This is a genomic window from Oceanobacillus phoenicis, assembly GCF_047238145.1.
Lineage (GTDB): Bacteria > Bacillota > Bacilli > Bacillales > Amphibacillaceae > Oceanobacillus.
This window is the reverse complement of the sequence record NZ_JBDFME010000001.1, coordinates 901,868-918,735: the sequence shown is the minus strand read 5'-3', so window position 1 is coordinate 918,735 and position 16,868 is coordinate 901,868. Positions and strand designations below refer to the sequence as shown.

Below are 16,868 nucleotides of genomic sequence, written 5' to 3'. Positions count from 1 at the left end.
TACCTGCTGAGAGCACACGATAATTCTAGTTGATGTTATAACTAAAAGCCTAAAGAAAAAGGGGACCCATCATTAGTAAAACAGAAAGTGCGGTGTATAACTTATACGTCCTATCGTCTGCATCCTTAGTACGAAGATAGAGAACACGCCACACAAGATACCAAGAGCTAATCGTAAATATCATTATTCCAATATTACTTTTGACTGAAAGTTCCCCCCCAAATATAAATAGGTACAATAAATAAGAGAGGCTGAAATGTTAGAGCAATAGCAGAGTATTTTCGGCTTAAGTATCACCAAGTATCATCGGTAATGTGCGTCTTCCATTTAGTAAATCTCCTTCTATATCACGAAGATCTTGAAGAATACTACAGGTAAACTAATATATTAAAAAAAACAGTAAACCATGTGATTGCCATTGGCCCTATATCCCCATTTATAAAAATCCATAAAGGGATAGTAACTACTAAAGTGCTAACATTTGCACATAGAGTTTTTATATACCATTTTTGATCCCCGACCCAGAAATTACATACTACTGAATAAATAATCCAAATGGTTAACCATAGCATTCCTCCTATAATATAGATAAGAAAAAGATGGATTAACCATACATAAGGTATTCGTCTTTCTATTTGTTTTGGGGTACATAATCCACTCGGAATTGGACGATGGGGTTTGTTTATTTTATCTTCTTCTACACCAGTTAATTGATTCATGAGATCAAAAGAATATGCTGTGATCAACCCATGGATTGTCCCTACTAATATTATGAGAGGCAAGGTCAGCACCGGCTCGCTTGACACACTCCAAGCTGCAATACTAAAACATGCACCAGCAAGTACACTTGGGACAAAATTAGATTTTACAACTCTTCAACTAAGATAAATCTCATACCATATAGCACTCATCATTGTTAACTCCTCGTTCAAAATTCTTATTTAGAAAAGGTTTCTATTTATACAGATGCAGCTGAATCAATTTCATAATGTTTTATATTAAAAGTGCTCGTAATAACAGAACTGCTTCTCGGTTACCATAAATCTCATATGAAAGTGAACTAGATAGAATTAAATATTCAGGACCCCTAGAGGAAATATAAGAAGATCCATATCTTTTCCAAATAAAATTGCCTTTGAATTGGTTATTTTGCTTTCTAAATTAAATAGATCTTTGTTACCCCCAGTATCCTTTTTAGCCAGAATTATTGTTGTAAAATTTCACCATAATGTTAACAACAGGCTCGTTCTGTCAAACTCTCTATTCCCTAATAATAATCTTAACGATCAAATAAATCCTGTCCTCTTAAGATTAGGTTTTCTGATGAGTCAGAAAAAAGATGATTCAAATTCCAATTTTTATCTCTTTTTAACACATAATTTTAATCTGTTATAGGATATGCATACGCAACAAATCTTTCAGGTGCACCACCAATATAGTGAAAAGGATAACACGTAGTTACAACCAATACCTCTTCTCCCATATCCCTAATAACCGAAGTATCATCTTCAGGCACAATCTCTGTTTCTCTTATTTCATAGTTAAAGGTTCCGTAGGGCATATTTACAACAAATTGATCTCCTAATTCCAATTCACCAAAGTCACGGAAAATAGTATCTCGATGTCCGGACAATAAAATTTGCTCCCCTTGCCCAGGAAAAACAGAATTCGATAAATGCCCAACACCTCTATCAAGTGAATCCGGATCAGTACCACCCACTACCGGAAGTTCCTTATCTAATTTAGGGATTTCTAATGTCGCAAATGCCTCCCCTGCGTTCACGAAGAAGTTATCATGAGGGGAAGAACTGTCAGCTTCCATCACTTTCTTTGGTTTATCTTCGTGTTCAATTTTCTGAGTAGCTTCAACTAGAGCAGTATCCTGTTTTTGTTCTAAAGAACTTATTTGATAACCATATATAAAAATACAAATTATTCCTACTAACAACAACCAATTCCCTATACGTCGCATCTAATCACCTTTTCTGCGTTATAGTTTATCTTTGTGCATTGTTTATCATTGTTGATTTAATAATTTATAATATCGACAATATCCGGATAAATAATGTTCTACATCGTCAATTCTAGAACGAAAAGAATGATGTCGGATAAAGAAACTCCCATTTATTCGGGCAGGGTTCTTAAAATACATAGATAGCTCTGGATAGAAAAACCCATTTCGCTGATATTCGGCACGCTTTTGTATTGTTTCATGGAGAAAATATTGATCGAGACCATCCAGTAATTCTTCATAACCTTCGATTTTCATTTTTTCTACAAGACTATATACAGAAAGTAATAACTCTAAAAATGTTGGATAAGTTGTTTGACGATGATAAATAAAATCGAGCTTGTTTTTGATGTTCAGAATTCCAAACTCATAATACTTACGTAGAGGACGATATGTTGTTAGTTCATTGACACAGTAGCCTAACCAATGATCATGATGTTTCCAGTATTTATTCTTAATAAAATAATCCATTGCTTTCTCTACTGCATGAATCCATATATCTTGGTTGTCTAATTGATACAGTCTCATAAGCGCAAATGCTGCTTCGCCGTCGTAATATACGATACGAAAATCTTCTTTTGTTTCCAAAGAAGGGAACAAAACATGCGTAAACGCACCATTTTCCATCTGCATAGCTAAAATACCCCTAGCTAAACGTCGAGCATTTTCTAAATGGACCGAATTATTAAACACACTCATGTACTTCGTTAATGCTAGGAGGGCTGTAGCATTCGCACCTAATTTATATTCAGGGGATCCTTTACTAGTCTGATCTATTACATAAGACTTCTCATTATGGTTATACGTCTGGATACCTTGAGTTAAAAGAAAATGAATTCCTTTCTCAATAGCTTTTTGTAAATCATTACTCGGAAAAAGTTCATAAACTTCAATCATAGAATACAGTGTACTTGCATGTCTTAGCATATTATAAAATTTAATAGGCTTATCAAAGCAAGAAAAATATCCATAATTAAATTTGCCGTCACTTCTATTATTGTCGATTAAGAAATTAGCTCCTGAAGTAATTAAGTACTTCAATTCATCATTATTCAATGGCGTATCTCTGCGGCCGTTATCTAGTTCGTTATTTTTTAACGTGTAAAAGTTTCCCGCGCTATAATAAAACCCGCTTGTTGAAAATGTTTTAATTGCATGGACTTTCGTAAAATCCACCATGGACTGATTCGGACGGTGGTTCTTAATATAATGGTTAATGTTTTTTGCGTTTAAATACCCGCGATTGTTTTTTTCACCTTTCTGAATAAAAGCATTACCATTTACTTCTTGTTCTAGGAAAGCATAATTATAGTCATTACCGAGAATAATACCTCTTCTATAGTAATTCTTCTTTGTCTTGGTGATTAGATTTATAAATTGCGCAACCGAATATGTTGTTTCTTCTTCCACCCAATCTATCTTCAAACTTTCAATCTTTTTTTCAGATGTAAAAGAAGAACGACTAAATTGTTGGGATAAATCCGCCCATGCTTGATCGAAGTTTCTTTGAGTGGAAACAAATACAATTGCACGACTATCTTTCGAACCAACAGATAGAAAAAGTGTTGTTTTTGTGTCCTTTTGACGGTCTTGAAAAATACTACTTTGACTTACTTTTTCATACATTTTTTCCATGTAACTATTTGTTAAATCTATAGTTGTGTTAAAGGATGTCAATTTATAAATCTCCTTCACTAAAGAATTTTTTAAAGAAGAAGCAAACACAATGTTTGCTTCTCCTTGTATAGTTTCTTCTTATTTTCTGCGGAAAAATCCTACTAATTTTGCTATTGCTCCAGCAAGAATCGATCCCAATCCAATTGCTCCTAATGTACCAACCCCAGCTGCTGTGTCTGGCAACGTCTGGTCATTGTTTGTGTTTGAATTGTTATTAGAGCCCGTATTATTGGAGTCTGTGTTATTGGAACCCGTATTTGGATTAGGTGCATTATTTGTACTTACCACTTGTTTAAACGTTGGTTCTCCTTTATTTCCATTCTCATCCACTTGATACAGTTCGACAACATCTCCTGAACTTACTGCTTCATCTAGATCAATCGTAAATTCACCATTATTCGATACAAAAGCATAACCAATCACTTCACCATTCACTACTGCATTAACAATAGATCCTGGTTCCCCTTCACCGGTGATGCTTGTTGCTCCATTATAAATTGTATCAATACGATCAATAATTAAGTGATCTAAATCGGCATCCGCATCGGCGTCAGCATCTGCATCTGCATCCGCGTCGGCATCTGCATCCGCATCTGCATCCGCATCAGCATCGGCGTCAGCATCCGCATCGGCGTCGGCATCCGCATCAGCATCCGCATCCGCATCCGCGTCGGCATCTGCATCGGCGTCGGCATCCGCATCGGCGTCAGCATCCGCATCGGCGTCAGCATCTGCATCCGCATCTGCATCCGCATCCGCATCGGCATCGGCGTCAGCATCCGCATCGGCGTCAGCATCAGCGTCAGCATCCGCATCGGCGTCGGCATCCGCATCAGCATCAGCGTCAGCATCCGCATCCGCATCAGCATCCGCGTCGGCATCCGCATCCGCATCGGCGTCGGCATCAGCATCAGCATCCGCATCAGCATCCGCGTCGGCATCCGCATCAGCATCGGCATCGGCATCCGCATCCGCATCGGCGTCAGCATCTGCATCGGCGTCAGCATCTGCATCCGCATCGGCGTCAGCATCTGCATCGGCGTCGGCATCTGCATCGGCATCAGCGTCGGCATCCGCATCAGCATCAGCATCCGCATCGGCATCGGCATCAGCATCGGCGTCAGCATCTGCATCAGCATCGGCATCGGCATCCGCATCGGCATCCGCATCGGCATCCGCGTCAGCATCAGCATCCGCATCGGCATCGGCGTCAGCATCTGCATCCGCATCGGCGTCAGCATCCGCATCGGCGTCAGCATCAGCGTCAGCATCCGCATCGGCGTCAGCATCAGCGTCAGCATCCGCATCGGCATCGGCGTCGGCATCAGCGTCGGCATCAGCATCAGCGTCAGCATCCGCATCGGCGTCAGCATCCGCATCGGCGTCACTATCATCCTCAAATAATAATGTTGTTTCCGTTCCTTCGTCTCTTATTTGACTAAGTATATCTGCACCAATTACTGGGTCATTGACTGCACCTGCGCTAACAGTAGCTTCACTAACACCTGGGTCGGAAATTTCCGTTTCTAATTGAAAGCTGGTTTCTCCTAATAACCCTGCATCTAAAGCATTTGTAAGTACATCACTAGATCCATTTGCAATTTCATTAACTAGGTCAAATAAAGGGTTGGCTGCATTTTGTACAGCTTCAATTGCCGCACCTACCCCTGGTATAGAGCCAGTATATTCAACTTCATTCACTGCATCTCTTAGTGGATCAAAGAGGCCAGAAAATGCTGATCTAGTAAATTCGCCTAATCCCTCAGAGAAATCTACTGTGATGGATTTTCCATCTTCAGATACAATTCCATCCACCGTTGTTTCATAAGAACCTAAATCTTGCGTACTATTAATTGCTTCAAATGCTGTATTTAGTGGATCTAAATCCAAACCAGGTACCGGAATATTTGAGAGTGCTTCTACTGCAGTACCTAAAGCACTAATTAATGGACTCACACCTGGTACATCACCTGGAGTAATTGCGGTTAACTGAGCATTAATTGTCACAGTGCTATTACCAACTACTGTACCTTCTAATTCTTCTGGTAATGTAAATACAACTACCTTATCATCAGCAAGGCTTAAATCTGCAACACCAGTACCAGTAAAAGTTAAATCTATGTCATAATTTCCTGCCTCATTTTTGATTTGTTGTTCTCCATTATTGGAAACTAGGGAAGCATTTTGTAAGATACTTATATCAGCTAATGCAAACAGAGATACCTCATCCGACACTGGAGCATCTGGATCGACTAAAGGATTTGCATTAACACTATAAGCTGGTAAAGTTCCAGATAGTACCAGAGCAGATGTTGTTGCAAATATCATCTTTTTTTGGTTTCTTGACTGTTTATTCTTTCTATTTAGTTTCTTCTTGTAATCTATTTTTTTACTCAATATGAATCCTCCTAAATAATAATTAATTATTAAATCAAACTGCTTTATGATCCTTCTTTCAAATTTAGTAGAAGATAAAAAATCATCTGATTATTCATGTTGTAAAAAGAGAATTATTGCTACAAAAACGGAATACAGAACTAAACAATGAACTAACCTACTTGCCCCAACCTTGAATATAAGTAATTCTTTCTTTTTTATTTTTTAACAATGTTTTCTAGCTCGGAAACTAAACTCAGAGCTGCTTTTTTGGATAATATCACGTCTCCATCACCAAGAACGATATTATCGTCTGATATTTCACCAGTAACCATACACTGAAGATTTTCATTATTTTTACTTAAAACAATATGATCCTCTTCTAAAGACAAATTCACTTTCTCGGTAGAATTAATATGAAGAATTTTAAGCATTTCTCTTGGAAGTACAATTCTTCCTAAAGAATCTATCTTTCTGTACATGTCAAACCTGCTTTCTATCACTATTATTCTTCTTTATGAATCAAGGTTGAGAAGGGACAATAAACCAATGCCCCACTTACAAAATGCTCCTCCCTTCGACTTTTTTTGCGTTACAAGGCATATTCTAGAGGTTCAACTTAACTTTAAGTCAATACGATTTTTGAACTGGTTCTCTCTATATATAGAATTGGATTATAATGGAAATTTTATGTTTGTATCGACCTAACGAAAATTTTAAGGTTTTTCTTTCTACTTTTATCTGAATATAAAAAAAATAATCAAAAGTCTTTTTCTTCGCGTTATCTTTTAGAGATAAATTTTATACCAAGATAAAAAACCAATACTTAACCATTTGGTTAAGTATTGGTTTATCTTGGATATTATAATTAAATAGACTTACTATTATAATTACATTTGCTCTAAAAGTTCCATTTTTCTCGATAATTTATGAAGAGCATAATCTATATTTTCTCTTTCTTTTAGTAATTTTTCTTGATGTTCTTTAAATAGCTTTTTTCTTTCTTCTATCGTAGATGTTCCCCTCGTCCGTAATTGTGCTACTTTCCGTAATTTGTTTATAGACATACCTGTATCACGCATACAGCCTATCATTTCTAACCAAAATAGATCACTTTCTTCAAATTGTCGACTACCATTTTTATCTCTTTTAATAGAAGGTAGTAAACCTTGCGAGTCATAATACCGAATGGTGGATGGAGGAATGGATACTTCTTCTGCAGCCTCTTTAATAGATAAAAACATCTATATCACTCCTTTTTCTTTGACTTTTGTAATTCCAATTCGAGTCGTTTCTCGCTTGCTCTCCATACAGTTCCATATGTATTCATCCACTGAAGAGAGCGTTTAAACCTTGCTCCATTTAAACGACATTGTTTCACCCTCCCTATTCTTAGAACTTCTATTAATCCAGCATGCTCTAATACTTTTATATGTTTGGATACACCTACTAACGATATGCTGAATGAATTGGCTATTTGCGAGACCGTCATCTCCTTTTCTGAAAGCATTTCTACAATGGTTCTGCGTTTTGAGTCTGATAATGCATAAAACACTCGGTCTAATTCTTTACCTTCCATAAATCGAATATTACTAACAATTGTGTATGTATGCAACAAATTTGACTGGAAATTATTAACAAAAAAATGTTTTTTGATATAAGTTTACATAATCCGCTTTTTTTCTAGTTTTTATGTTTCATTTTTAAACAGTAATTTATCTACTAACAACTTAAATACTAAAGTTACATTATGACTAGAAAAATTCCTTTTTCTGTAAATATCTTAATGACATGTTATTATTTTCAAAAAAATACATATATTTACATTATTTTTATGGTAATCTTTGTTATTACAAAATACTTTTAAAGGAATGGTGTTATGAAGAAGTGTTCTATTATTTTTGTTGTTGGGTTAGCCGTCACGCTATTTTCTTTTGTTTTACCATCTTTGCAGTTATCAAGTGCAGAAGCTAGTAGTTTAGAAACCTTTGAAGTAAATAATACAGTAATTAATGTTCGCTCTATGCCTTCTATTGAAGGTGAAATTGTAGGACAGTTAGAAAAAGGAGACCAGCTGGTAGCTTTTGATGAACAGTATGGTTGGGTACAAACTTATTATGCAGGTAAAGAAGTTTGGGTTGCTAAATACCTGTTAATAGCGAAAAGTTCAAATTCCCCTACATCAACAAATCCTACACTAAACCAATCTACTAATCTAGAAGGGTATAATATTATCATTGATCCAGGTCATGGAGGAAAAGACCCTGGTGCGATTGGTATCAATAATATACAAGAAAAAGAACTTGTTTTTTCCACTTCTTTAAAAGTGGTAGAGCAGCTCCAAAATCATGGTGCTACTGTAATCACTACGAGAGCAAATGATGACTTTATATCATTAGAGGATCGCGTAAGAATAAGTAACAGCTATAATACTCATTTCTTTATCAGTATTCATTATAATGCAGCAATAAATCATTCTGCAAACGGAGTTACTACGTATATTCGAGACAATTCGGATAGAGATTTAGGGCAATCCATTCAAGAAGCAATGATTTCGAATGTCACGCTTCATGACCGAGGAGTTAGACAGGCCGATTTTAAAGTTCTAAGAGAAACAGAAGCACCTTCTGTATTGCTAGAGTTAGGTTTTATAACAAATTTCACTGATTTATCTATTGTCCAAACAGAAGCGTATCAAGAAAGTATTGCTGAAGGTATCACAAATGGAGTCCTTGAGTATGTAGAGTAAGTTATATTTTTGTATGATGAAATTGCTGTAAAACCAAAGGTTAGTTCAACAGCCTTAGAGCGGGTTCAATAGTATTGTGAAAATAACCACCACAATTGCTTGTAAGGCAAAAGGTGGTTATTTTTTATAGTTGACAGCCACCAAGGAGTAAAATCATCAGTACGAGTGACTCAAATACTGTCATAGACAAGACCTGAATCGTAATTACATCCGTTTAATGAACAAAGTCATAACACTAATCTAACTACTAGAAAATTTTATTTACTCATCCGCAGTCCCAAGTGTCATTCCACCATCAACAACAATCTCTGTACCCGTACAATAAGAGCTTTCATCAGACGCCAGAAATGCTATAACCTTAGCAATTTCAACTGGTTGTCCAATACGCTTGAGCGGTATTGAATCATAATAAGCGGGAACAGTTTCACTTTCGGTGACCATATCGGTTTTGACTCCACCTGGATGGACCATATTTACTCGAATCCCTGCTGGACCTAATTCTATTGCTGCAGCTTTTGACATTGCCACCACAGATGATTTTGTTGCAGCATAAGCAGAAGAATTACTGATTGGTGCAAATGCAGAAATCGATACATTGTTGATAATAGAACCTCTTTGTTGCTTTTCCATTTGTGGAATAACGGCTTGCATTCCCATGAAGACACCGAGCTGGTTGACATTAATCAACTGCTGATAATCATCCAGCGTTGTCTCTTTAAATGGTTTGCGTTTAAGAGCCCCAGCATTATTGACTAACACATCAATCCTACCGAATTTATTTATTATCTTATCTACTGCAGATTTCCACTCTGTCTCTTTTGTAACATCTAACTGAACTGGAAAAGCATGTTCTTCCCCAATCATACTAGCTACTTCTTGAGCATCCTCATAGTTTCGAGCAGCAACCCCGACTATCGCCTCCAACGAAGCAAGGTGCTGAGCGATTGCCTTTCCCTGACCTCGATTAGCTCCAGTTACAAGAATGACTTGGTTGTTTAGATTTGGCATTTGAACACTCCTTATCTTATCCTTACAAAACATTTGTAATTTAAACATTAATACCATAAAACATTTTCATTGTACATTCTTTAGATTTAGCAGCTATTCTTTAAGTTCAAGCAAAATCCTATACAAATCCCCTTCCATTTACTACTATATCTTAACAAGGAGGCGTACAGCATGAACACAAATAATCACGATATGTTTTCCCCATTAACATTTAAAAATGGCGTTGAATTAAAGAACCGTTTGGTAATGGCCCCGATGACACACTACTCATCCAATCCAGATGGAACGGTAAGTGACGAAGAAATAAGTTATTATGCCCGCCGTTCTAAAGGCGTAGGCATGGTCATTACCGCAACAACCTATGTCACACCGAACGGAAAAGGATTCCCTAATCAATTTTCGGCCGTCGAAGATGACATGATTCCGAGCTTAAGCAAATTGGCAAAAGGAATTCAAGCCGAGGGCGCTAAGGCTATTTTACAAATATTTCATGGTGGAAAAATGTGCCCACCCTCTCTTGTTCCAGATGGAGACATCGTAAGTGCTAGTGACATTCCCGCAAATAACGAAGCTGCAGAGCCACGTCCTTTGAGAGAATCAGAAGTGGAGGAAATAATTGAAGCTTTTGGTGAAACGACACGTAGAGCTATTGAAGCAGGCTATGATGGCGTTGAGATTCACGGGGCTAATGGCTACTTAATCCAACAATTCTTTTCCCCATATTCCAACCGTCGTGAAGATCGGTTTGGAGGAAATTTGGAAAAGCGGATGACTTTCCCACTTGCTGTAATTGATAAAGTACAAAGCGTTGTGGCCGAGTATGCGGATGAATCCTTTATTGTAGGTTACCGCTTTTCACCAGAGGAGCCAGAAACACCAGGAATTACGATGGATGAAACACTTCAACTCGTCGATGTTATAGCAGATAAGAATTTAGACTATCTACATGTCTCCTTAATGGACTTCTTTTCCAATGCTAGAAGGGGTGTAGAAGATGTAAATAAGATGCGAATTAGCTATCTACTAGAAACGATCGATAATCGTGTACCATTAATCGGTGTTGGTTCGATCTATACAGCAGATGATGCCAAGAAAGCCTTTGATACAGGTATCCCGCTTCTCGCATTAGGAAGAGAGATTATCATCGATCCTGATTGGGTCCAGAAGGTCGCTGATGGAAGAGATAATGAAATTATTACCGAAATTAATAAAGAAAAACAAGAAGAATTAGTAGTCCCAGATTCACTTTGGAAAGTGATTATCCATACACCTGGATGGTTTCCTGGAATATAATAAAAGAACAAAGTCCGTTCCCTACAATGTTGTAGGGAATGGCTTTTTTAGTTTAGGAGAAGAAACAAGCGCATATGTAATATTGCTATAAGAAAACTGAAAATGTAGCTGCCAGTGAAAAACAAATGAGATGTTATACTATTGTTAGTGTATAAGGTTTTCGTGGATGGTGGCTCACTCCCTTTTAATGTAATAGAAAGGGAGTGAGAGGATGACAGTGTTTGAAACTCTTATGTTTTCTGTGGCGTTTGCCAGTTTGATTGTCGTAGTGCTGTCTTTTAATCAAAAAAATAACCACCCTATAGCCTGACCAGCAGTTAGTGATGGTTATTTTTTCTATCCGTTGCGGAGTCGCTCCCATTAAAGAGAATTGCGAGAAAAAACACTGTGATTACTAAACTAAATAGTACTCATCCACAATTCCAAGCTACAATATGCTGGTTCGCAGTATATTAGTGTAAAGAAAAAGCTTGCGACTATTTGCTTTGAATTCGTATGTATAGGTTGATACATCAACAATATTATCTTATCAAAGTGTATATGAAACAACTGTGTTGTGATGAAAGGAGGATGAAGCAATTGTTCATGGTTATTACTTTAATTTTCATTTTGACATTTATATATATTTTGCTGAAACAAGAAACAAAATGGGTGAAAATCTCTGTTTTTATGTATTTCTTGCTTCTATCTATTGTTTTTATGAGTGGACTTTTTTATATTCTGTCAGCCTATAATTTAAATGATAATCCTGTTGAAGGCGGATTTAATAAACAGTTTAACTGGGTGTATTATTTCTTGCACCTTTTCTTCATTCCACTATTTATTTTAATCGGATACAAATTATTTAAATTTACTAATAATACATTTAATAAAATATGGATAAAAATTGCCATGTATATATTTTGGATTGCTTTGTTATTAGGTGTCGGATATGTATCATCCTTTATATTTATATTGGTTTTTTATGGATTTGCACCATAATTAGCTACTTTCCATTAATGGGCCTACCGGGCCTACCATACATAGGGTACGAATGTAGAACAATCTATTGGAACATTTTATATTAGGAGGATAAAAATGATGGTAATGATGTTGGTCATTGGGTTATTTATAGTGTTTGGAATTTTTCTAATCAATGGCAAAGGCTCTTTCTTAATTGCAGGCTATAACACAATGCCTCCAGAAGAAAAGGAAAATTATGATACAGTCGCCCTTTGCAAGTTTATGGGGAAAATGATGTTCGCATTATCATTTTGTATGTTGTTATGGGCACTTAGTGATGCATATGAAGTTAACTGGTTGTTCTATATCGGTATTGCTTTATTTATAGTTATCGTTGTATTTATGCTTATTTACATTAATACTGGAAATAGATTTGAAAAATAGAATAGGTTACAGTTCAACATTTGAATATGAATTTTGAAAAGTAAATGGGACCTTTCTTGCTTTATCATGACTGAATAAGGACAAATAAATAATTTGATAGGGAGTTATCACGAATGGACTTATTTAAGAAAGCAATTGATATGTCTAAGATATATACAGAAAATACAAAAGTGGAAGCCATTATTTTGGCTGGATCAGTATCAAGAAACTTGCAAGATGATTATTCAGATATAGAACTGCATATTTTCTGGTCCTCCTCTCCAACAGATGAGGACCGCCAGTATCCCATCAAAAAAGTTAAGGGTACAATTTTATCGTATCATCCCTATGAAGAGGAAGAATGGTCTGAAGCTTATTTGAATCAAGATGGTATTAAGTTTGAGATAAGTAGCTTTTTGTCCACAACAGTTGAACGTTTTATTTCCGATGTGATGGATAATTATAGAACTGATTTAGAAAAGCAATGTCTTGTAGCATCAATTCATGATGGCATTAGCCTCTTCGGTAAAGAAAAGATTAATCAGCTTAAAAATAAAGTGGTAAAATACCCGTCAGGGCTTTCCAAGCAAATGATTTCGAAAAATCTCTGGTTAAGCAATGGATGGAATAACCGAAAAGCACTTTTAAGCCGGAAAGATTGGCTGATGCTCTATAATGTAATTTGTGGAGTACAAAAGAAACTGTTTGGTGTTTTATTTGGTCTTAATCATATGTATGTTCATCATCCTGATTATAAGTGGATGCAATACAATATAAAATCTATGCAGATTAAACCAGAAAATCTTTATGAAAGAATGACAAAAATTTTGATTGGTAACCCGAAAAATGCTATAGACGAATTAGAAGTTTTGATTGCAGAGGTTATAATGTTAGTTGAAGAATATAATCCTGAACTAAATATTAGTAATCAGAAAAATCATATTGGTTATACGAAATAGTTCTGACTCAAAATAATCGTATTGATTATGCAATACTCTCACTTATACAGGAACGTTTAAAATCTTTTTGACAATACTATAGAAAATACTTAGCTAAAAACCAAACTCTTTCTCAAAAGACTCCTATAAGACTTATTTTGTATAGGAGTCTTCTTGTTTCTACATTTGTCTTGCATGATATAATTTCTCACTGAAAGTTTTTCAACTATCTTTTTTAGATTTGCGATACAAATAGACAATTAATATATAACAATCACAAATACAGAACCATATACCAAATAACTTAAGATGATTGGCAGATATTGAGTAAGCGTCAACTTTACCACCTCAAATGTTCTAAAAAGAATTCTTTTCCACTAAAATATAAATTATTTATTTAATGATACAATTATTCGTTGTTATAACCTACATTCTCCCGATAATTATTTTATTGACCCTGGCACAAGAAATAATTCTTGCCAACCCCACTACTATGTTATACTATATACCAGTAATAAGTAATACTTATTATCAGTCATACAGAATAGAGAGGAGTGGCTATATTGGAAAATCTAACAGCTATGCTAAAAGGCGTGCTTGAAGGCTGCGTTCTTGAAATTATCAGCCACAAACAAACCTATGGTTACGAAATTACCCGGCAATTGAATGCACTTGGCTTTACAGATGTTGTAGACGGAACGGTGTACACGATTCTGGTTCGGCTTGAGAAGAATAAACTTGTCGACACCGAAAAAAAACCATCCGACATGGGACCACCTAGAAAGTTTTTTATGCTTAACGACGCAGGTCGTGAGGAACTACGGAAGTTTTGGGATAAATGGGAGTTTGTATCAACAAAAATTAACGCATTAAAGGAGGGAAAACAATGAACTTTTGGGAGAAAATTACGGGTAGCGACATGACGAAAGAAATGAAAAACTTTGAATCTCGAGCTAAAAATTTGCCATCTGACTATCAAGCTGCATGGGAAGAAATTAAAGCCAATCTTTGGCCGCACACAGATTTCACCGGACGTAACCTCATGCCAATACTTGACGGCGTGCTTGGCCTGCTCGAAGAAACAGCTTCGGAAGGGCAGAGTGTACAGGAGGCTTTGGGTGACGATATCAACGCTTTCTGTTCAGCGCTAATCGGTGAAGAAGGGGCAAAATCTTATCGCGACAAGTGGCGCAATCAACTCAACAATAATATCGCCAAAAAATTAGGCAAATAGGAGGGTGAATGAAGATGAGAATACAAGATATCATCGAAGGCAAAAAAGAGTGGCGAGCACACATGGCACGTGTAAAAGCACTACCGAAAGATTATCAAATTGTCTATAAAGAGATTCAAAAATACCTCTATAAAGTCGGCCCTGTTGAGCTAACCAATGGAATTGGTTTACTCTCTGGAATTATCGATCTTTTTGAAGAAGGCGCTAGCTTAGGAAAAAATGTGCTCGAAGTGACAGGAGAAGATGTAGCAGCTTTCTGCGACGAACTAATCAAAGATTCAAAGACTTACGCTGATATCTACCAGGAATCTGTTAACCAAAAAGTTAACGAAGCCATGAAAGAAGATTAGTATGTAAATTATCCTGATAATGTGCAATTGTGTATTATCTTCTTAATTTTGTATGCGTAGTTTATCGTAACCTTAAATGGTATAAAATCCTTCCTTTCCTATAGTGATTACACTCTTAAGTACGATATTACCGCATATCATCTCCATACTTCTAGATTATTAATAGCATAATCGAACTGGAGAGTTTCTACCTCCAATAATTGCAATCCACATGCAAACCAGGCGCAAACCCAAATTTTGGTGTGCGCCTCTCCTATTTTCTAAAATTATTATTATGCAGTCGCTGTCAAAAGAATTGCCAATCCGTTAAAAAGGGCATGAATAATCATTGCAGGATAAATAGACTTTGTTTTTTCATATGTCCATGCAAAAATCAGCCCCGACAAAAACGTGTATGGCAAGGAATTGAATGTTGGAATATGTACGAGCATGAAAATGAATGAGCTAATCAACATCCCCGCTAACAGGCCATACTTGGTTCTAATCCATCGATATAGAAATCCACGATAAAAAATTTCCTCATAAATGGGCGAAATAATGGCAGCTGATACAAAAGCAATCACGATATTCATCGTAGTTAATCTGGTTTGTAAACTGTCTGTCTTACTATTGTCCGTTCCAGAATTGAATATCAACTCCATGATATAAATTAGCAAAATGCTACCGATAATTAGTACTAATGTCCATCCGATTATCGGACCCCAATAAGATTTTTTAAATCGCTGAAAACCTACTTCCTTCCAAGAAAGGTTTTTTGGTCTAATCGCAATAAAATAAACGCCAAGCGTGAAGATAATCGACATAATCAAGCCGATTAACGTTCCCGAATACAACTCATTTTGAAAAATTTCAGTTAAATATTGCATCAACAGATATTCAATAAAAAATGGGATGAGTACTAAAACCAGCGTCAACAGCAATATTAATTCCTTCCAAGACCATGCACTTTGATTAAAATAAGATTTTTCAATTTTCATGAATTACCACTTCCTTTTTTATGCTATATTAAGTGTAATTGGTGACGTTGCGTAACCTGCAACAATTATTTTTGGAGGGATTAGGGTGAATTTTTATTCAACAGGGGAAGTTGCGAAAATGTTAGGAGTTTCGGTGCGGTCATTGCGCTATTATGACCAAATCGGATTAATAAGTCCAAACAAGAAAGATGATTATGGCAAACGATTTTATAGTGATGAGGATTTATTAACACTAAAGAAAATAACAATATTGAAAATGTCGAATTTATCACTAGACAATATTAAAAAAATACTTTCCGATATTACGATTGAGCAGTTACTTTATGTCCATAAAGATTACTTACAGCAAAAGATTGAGGAGCTTAACGCATCCGTTCATCATACGAACTCCCTTCTCAATATTATAAAGTTAGAAGGGGATTTAAAGTGGGAGCAATTAATCCCTTTGATACAAGAAAAACAAGCTAAGAACCGTACCGATGAGGATTGGAATCAATTTATTGATGATCAAGAACAGGAAACCTTGAAGGAGAAACTTCCAAAGTTAGAACAAGATAGTCCACAAGTAAAACAATGGATTAATCTGATTAGAAGAATTGAACTGTGTTTGAAACGGGGAGATATCCCAGCGTCTGAGGAAGGTCAGATTATTGCGGAAGATACGTTGATATTATCGGATGAACTATTTGCAGGAAATGAAGAACTGAGTGAAAAATTTTTTGAAATACGGAAGTCACCTGAAAAATCACAATCAATGAACCTCTATCCGGTAAAGGACGAAGTATTGGATTTTTTGGAGGAGGCAATGCAAGTCTTTCAAGATAAAGTGTTGGTGGACTGAGTAAGGGTTGCAAATTCAACGTTACAACAGGAGAGCAACAATCAAGTAT

Annotated in this window: 18 protein-coding genes; 9 read left to right on the top strand and 9 right to left on the bottom strand. The window is 36.3% G+C overall.

Going from position 1 to position 16,868, the window contains the following annotated elements:
• Nucleotides 1-368: 368 nt before the first annotated feature.
• The 7 genes from ABC346_RS05000 to ABC346_RS04970 all read right to left on the bottom strand — a co-directional run bounded on the left by ABC346_RS05000 (nt 369) and on the right by ABC346_RS04970 (nt 7,643).
• On the bottom strand, nt 369-746 hold the full coding sequence (locus ABC346_RS05000) for a UbiA prenyltransferase family protein (protein WP_413233820.1): 378 nt from the start codon (nt 744-746) through the stop codon (nt 369-371).
• A gap of 635 nt (nt 747-1,381) precedes the next feature.
• On the bottom strand, nt 1,382-1,972 hold the full coding sequence (locus ABC346_RS04995; RefSeq protein ID WP_413233819.1) for a class D sortase: 591 nt from the start codon (nt 1,970-1,972) through the stop codon (nt 1,382-1,384).
• A gap of 45 nt (nt 1,973-2,017) precedes the next feature.
• On the bottom strand, nt 2,018-3,688 hold the full coding sequence (locus ABC346_RS04990) for a prenyltransferase/squalene oxidase repeat-containing protein (RefSeq protein ID WP_413233818.1): 1,671 nt from the start codon (nt 3,686-3,688) through the stop codon (nt 2,018-2,020).
• A gap of 78 nt (nt 3,689-3,766) precedes the next feature.
• The gene (locus ABC346_RS04985) at nt 3,767-6,085 is read right to left on the bottom strand and encodes an adhesive domain-containing protein (protein WP_413233817.1); all 2,319 of its coding nucleotides are present in this window, start codon (nt 6,083-6,085) and stop codon (nt 3,767-3,769) included.
• Nucleotides 6,086-6,282: 197 nt separating this feature from the next.
• Nucleotides 6,283-6,546 carry an AbrB/MazE/SpoVT family DNA-binding domain-containing protein gene (locus tag ABC346_RS04980; RefSeq protein ID WP_413233816.1) on the bottom strand — a complete coding sequence of 88 codons (264 nt, stop codon included), beginning with the start codon at nt 6,544-6,546 and terminating at the stop codon, nt 6,283-6,285.
• Nucleotides 6,547-6,954: 408 nt separating this feature from the next.
• Nucleotides 6,955-7,308: a MerR family transcriptional regulator gene (locus tag ABC346_RS04975; RefSeq protein WP_413233815.1), complete on the bottom strand. Its 354-nt coding sequence runs from the start codon at nt 7,306-7,308 to the stop codon at nt 6,955-6,957.
• Nucleotides 7,309-7,313: 5 nt separating this feature from the next.
• Nucleotides 7,314-7,643, bottom strand: a complete 330-nt coding sequence (locus tag ABC346_RS04970; protein ID WP_413233814.1) for an ArsR/SmtB family transcription factor — start codon at nt 7,641-7,643, stop codon at nt 7,314-7,316.
• A 300-nt stretch (nt 7,644-7,943) separates the two neighbouring features.
• Between ABC346_RS04970 and ABC346_RS04965 the strand changes: the two genes are divergently transcribed.
• Complete coding sequence (locus ABC346_RS04965) at nt 7,944-8,813, top strand: N-acetylmuramoyl-L-alanine amidase family protein (RefSeq protein WP_413233813.1); 870 nt, start codon at nt 7,944-7,946, stop codon at nt 8,811-8,813.
• A 261-nt stretch (nt 8,814-9,074) separates the two neighbouring features.
• On the opposite strand, the gene ABC346_RS04960 is transcribed toward ABC346_RS04965, so the two are convergent.
• Nucleotides 9,075-9,821: an SDR family NAD(P)-dependent oxidoreductase gene (locus ABC346_RS04960; protein WP_413233812.1), complete on the bottom strand. Its 747-nt coding sequence runs from the start codon at nt 9,819-9,821 to the stop codon at nt 9,075-9,077.
• A 171-nt stretch (nt 9,822-9,992) separates the two neighbouring features.
• On the opposite strand from ABC346_RS04960, the gene ABC346_RS04955 reads away from it, so the two are divergent.
• The 7 genes from ABC346_RS04955 to ABC346_RS04925 all read left to right on the top strand — a co-directional run bounded on the left by ABC346_RS04955 (nt 9,993) and on the right by ABC346_RS04925 (nt 15,001).
• Complete coding sequence (locus tag ABC346_RS04955) at nt 9,993-11,114, top strand: NADH-dependent flavin oxidoreductase (protein WP_413233811.1); 1,122 nt, start codon at nt 9,993-9,995, stop codon at nt 11,112-11,114.
• Nucleotides 11,115-11,684: 570 nt separating this feature from the next.
• Complete coding sequence (locus tag ABC346_RS04950) at nt 11,685-12,095, top strand: hypothetical protein (RefSeq protein ID WP_413233810.1); 411 nt, start codon at nt 11,685-11,687, stop codon at nt 12,093-12,095.
• Nucleotides 12,096-12,191: 96 nt separating this feature from the next.
• On the top strand, nt 12,192-12,500 hold the full coding sequence (locus tag ABC346_RS04945; protein WP_413233809.1) for a DUF3784 domain-containing protein: 309 nt from the start codon (nt 12,192-12,194) through the stop codon (nt 12,498-12,500).
• Nucleotides 12,501-12,613: 113 nt separating this feature from the next.
• Nucleotides 12,614-13,438, top strand: coding sequence for a DUF4037 domain-containing protein (locus tag ABC346_RS04940; RefSeq protein ID WP_413233808.1), 825 nt, complete (start codon nt 12,614-12,616; stop codon nt 13,436-13,438).
• 542 nt (nt 13,439-13,980) lie between these two features.
• The gene (locus ABC346_RS04935) at nt 13,981-14,307 is read left to right on the top strand and encodes a PadR family transcriptional regulator (protein ID WP_413233807.1); all 327 of its coding nucleotides are present in this window, start codon (nt 13,981-13,983) and stop codon (nt 14,305-14,307) included.
• Nucleotides 14,304-14,651, top strand: a complete 348-nt coding sequence (locus ABC346_RS04930; RefSeq protein WP_413233806.1) for a DUF1048 domain-containing protein — start codon at nt 14,304-14,306, stop codon at nt 14,649-14,651. The genes ABC346_RS04935 and ABC346_RS04930 overlap by 4 nt, the downstream gene beginning before the upstream one ends.
• A 14-nt stretch (nt 14,652-14,665) precedes the next feature.
• Nucleotides 14,666-15,001, top strand: coding sequence for a DUF1048 domain-containing protein (locus tag ABC346_RS04925; protein WP_413233805.1), 336 nt, complete (start codon nt 14,666-14,668; stop codon nt 14,999-15,001).
• 272 nt (nt 15,002-15,273) lie between these two features.
• Here the strand turns inward: ABC346_RS04925 and ABC346_RS04920 are convergent, their stop codons facing one another.
• Nucleotides 15,274-15,978: a CPBP family intramembrane glutamic endopeptidase gene (locus ABC346_RS04920; RefSeq protein WP_413233804.1), complete on the bottom strand. Its 705-nt coding sequence runs from the start codon at nt 15,976-15,978 to the stop codon at nt 15,274-15,276.
• Between the two features lie 85 nt (nt 15,979-16,063).
• On the opposite strand from ABC346_RS04920, the gene ABC346_RS04915 reads away from it, so the two are divergent.
• On the top strand, nt 16,064-16,819 hold the full coding sequence (locus tag ABC346_RS04915; protein WP_413233803.1) for a MerR family transcriptional regulator: 756 nt from the start codon (nt 16,064-16,066) through the stop codon (nt 16,817-16,819).
• Nucleotides 16,820-16,868 lie beyond the last annotated feature (49 nt).

Coding starts and splice junctions, on each gene's coding strand:
- ABC346_RS04970 (WP_413233814.1), bottom strand. CDS start 7,643: ATGGAAGGTAAAGAATTAGACCGAGTGTTTTATGCATTATCAGACTCA.
- ABC346_RS04930 (WP_413233806.1), top strand. CDS start 14,304: ATGAACTTTTGGGAGAAAATTACGGGTAGCGACATGACGAAAGAAATG.
- ABC346_RS04945 (WP_413233809.1), top strand. CDS start 12,192: ATGATGGTAATGATGTTGGTCATTGGGTTATTTATAGTGTTTGGAATT.
- ABC346_RS04965 (WP_413233813.1), top strand. CDS start 7,944: ATGAAGAAGTGTTCTATTATTTTTGTTGTTGGGTTAGCCGTCACGCTA.
- ABC346_RS04995 (WP_413233819.1), bottom strand. CDS start 1,972: ATGCGACGTATAGGGAATTGGTTGTTGTTAGTAGGAATAATTTGTATT.
- ABC346_RS04940 (WP_413233808.1), top strand. CDS start 12,614: ATGGACTTATTTAAGAAAGCAATTGATATGTCTAAGATATATACAGAA.
- ABC346_RS04975 (WP_413233815.1), bottom strand. CDS start 7,308: ATGTTTTTATCTATTAAAGAGGCTGCAGAAGAAGTATCCATTCCTCCA.
- ABC346_RS04955 (WP_413233811.1), top strand. CDS start 9,993: ATGAACACAAATAATCACGATATGTTTTCCCCATTAACATTTAAAAAT.
- ABC346_RS04950 (WP_413233810.1), top strand. CDS start 11,685: ATGAAGCAATTGTTCATGGTTATTACTTTAATTTTCATTTTGACATTT.
- ABC346_RS04925 (WP_413233805.1), top strand. CDS start 14,666: ATGAGAATACAAGATATCATCGAAGGCAAAAAAGAGTGGCGAGCACAC.
- ABC346_RS04980 (WP_413233816.1), bottom strand. CDS start 6,546: ATGTACAGAAAGATAGATTCTTTAGGAAGAATTGTACTTCCAAGAGAA.
- ABC346_RS04960 (WP_413233812.1), bottom strand. CDS start 9,821: ATGCCAAATCTAAACAACCAAGTCATTCTTGTAACTGGAGCTAATCGA.
- ABC346_RS04920 (WP_413233804.1), bottom strand. CDS start 15,978: ATGAAAATTGAAAAATCTTATTTTAATCAAAGTGCATGGTCTTGGAAG.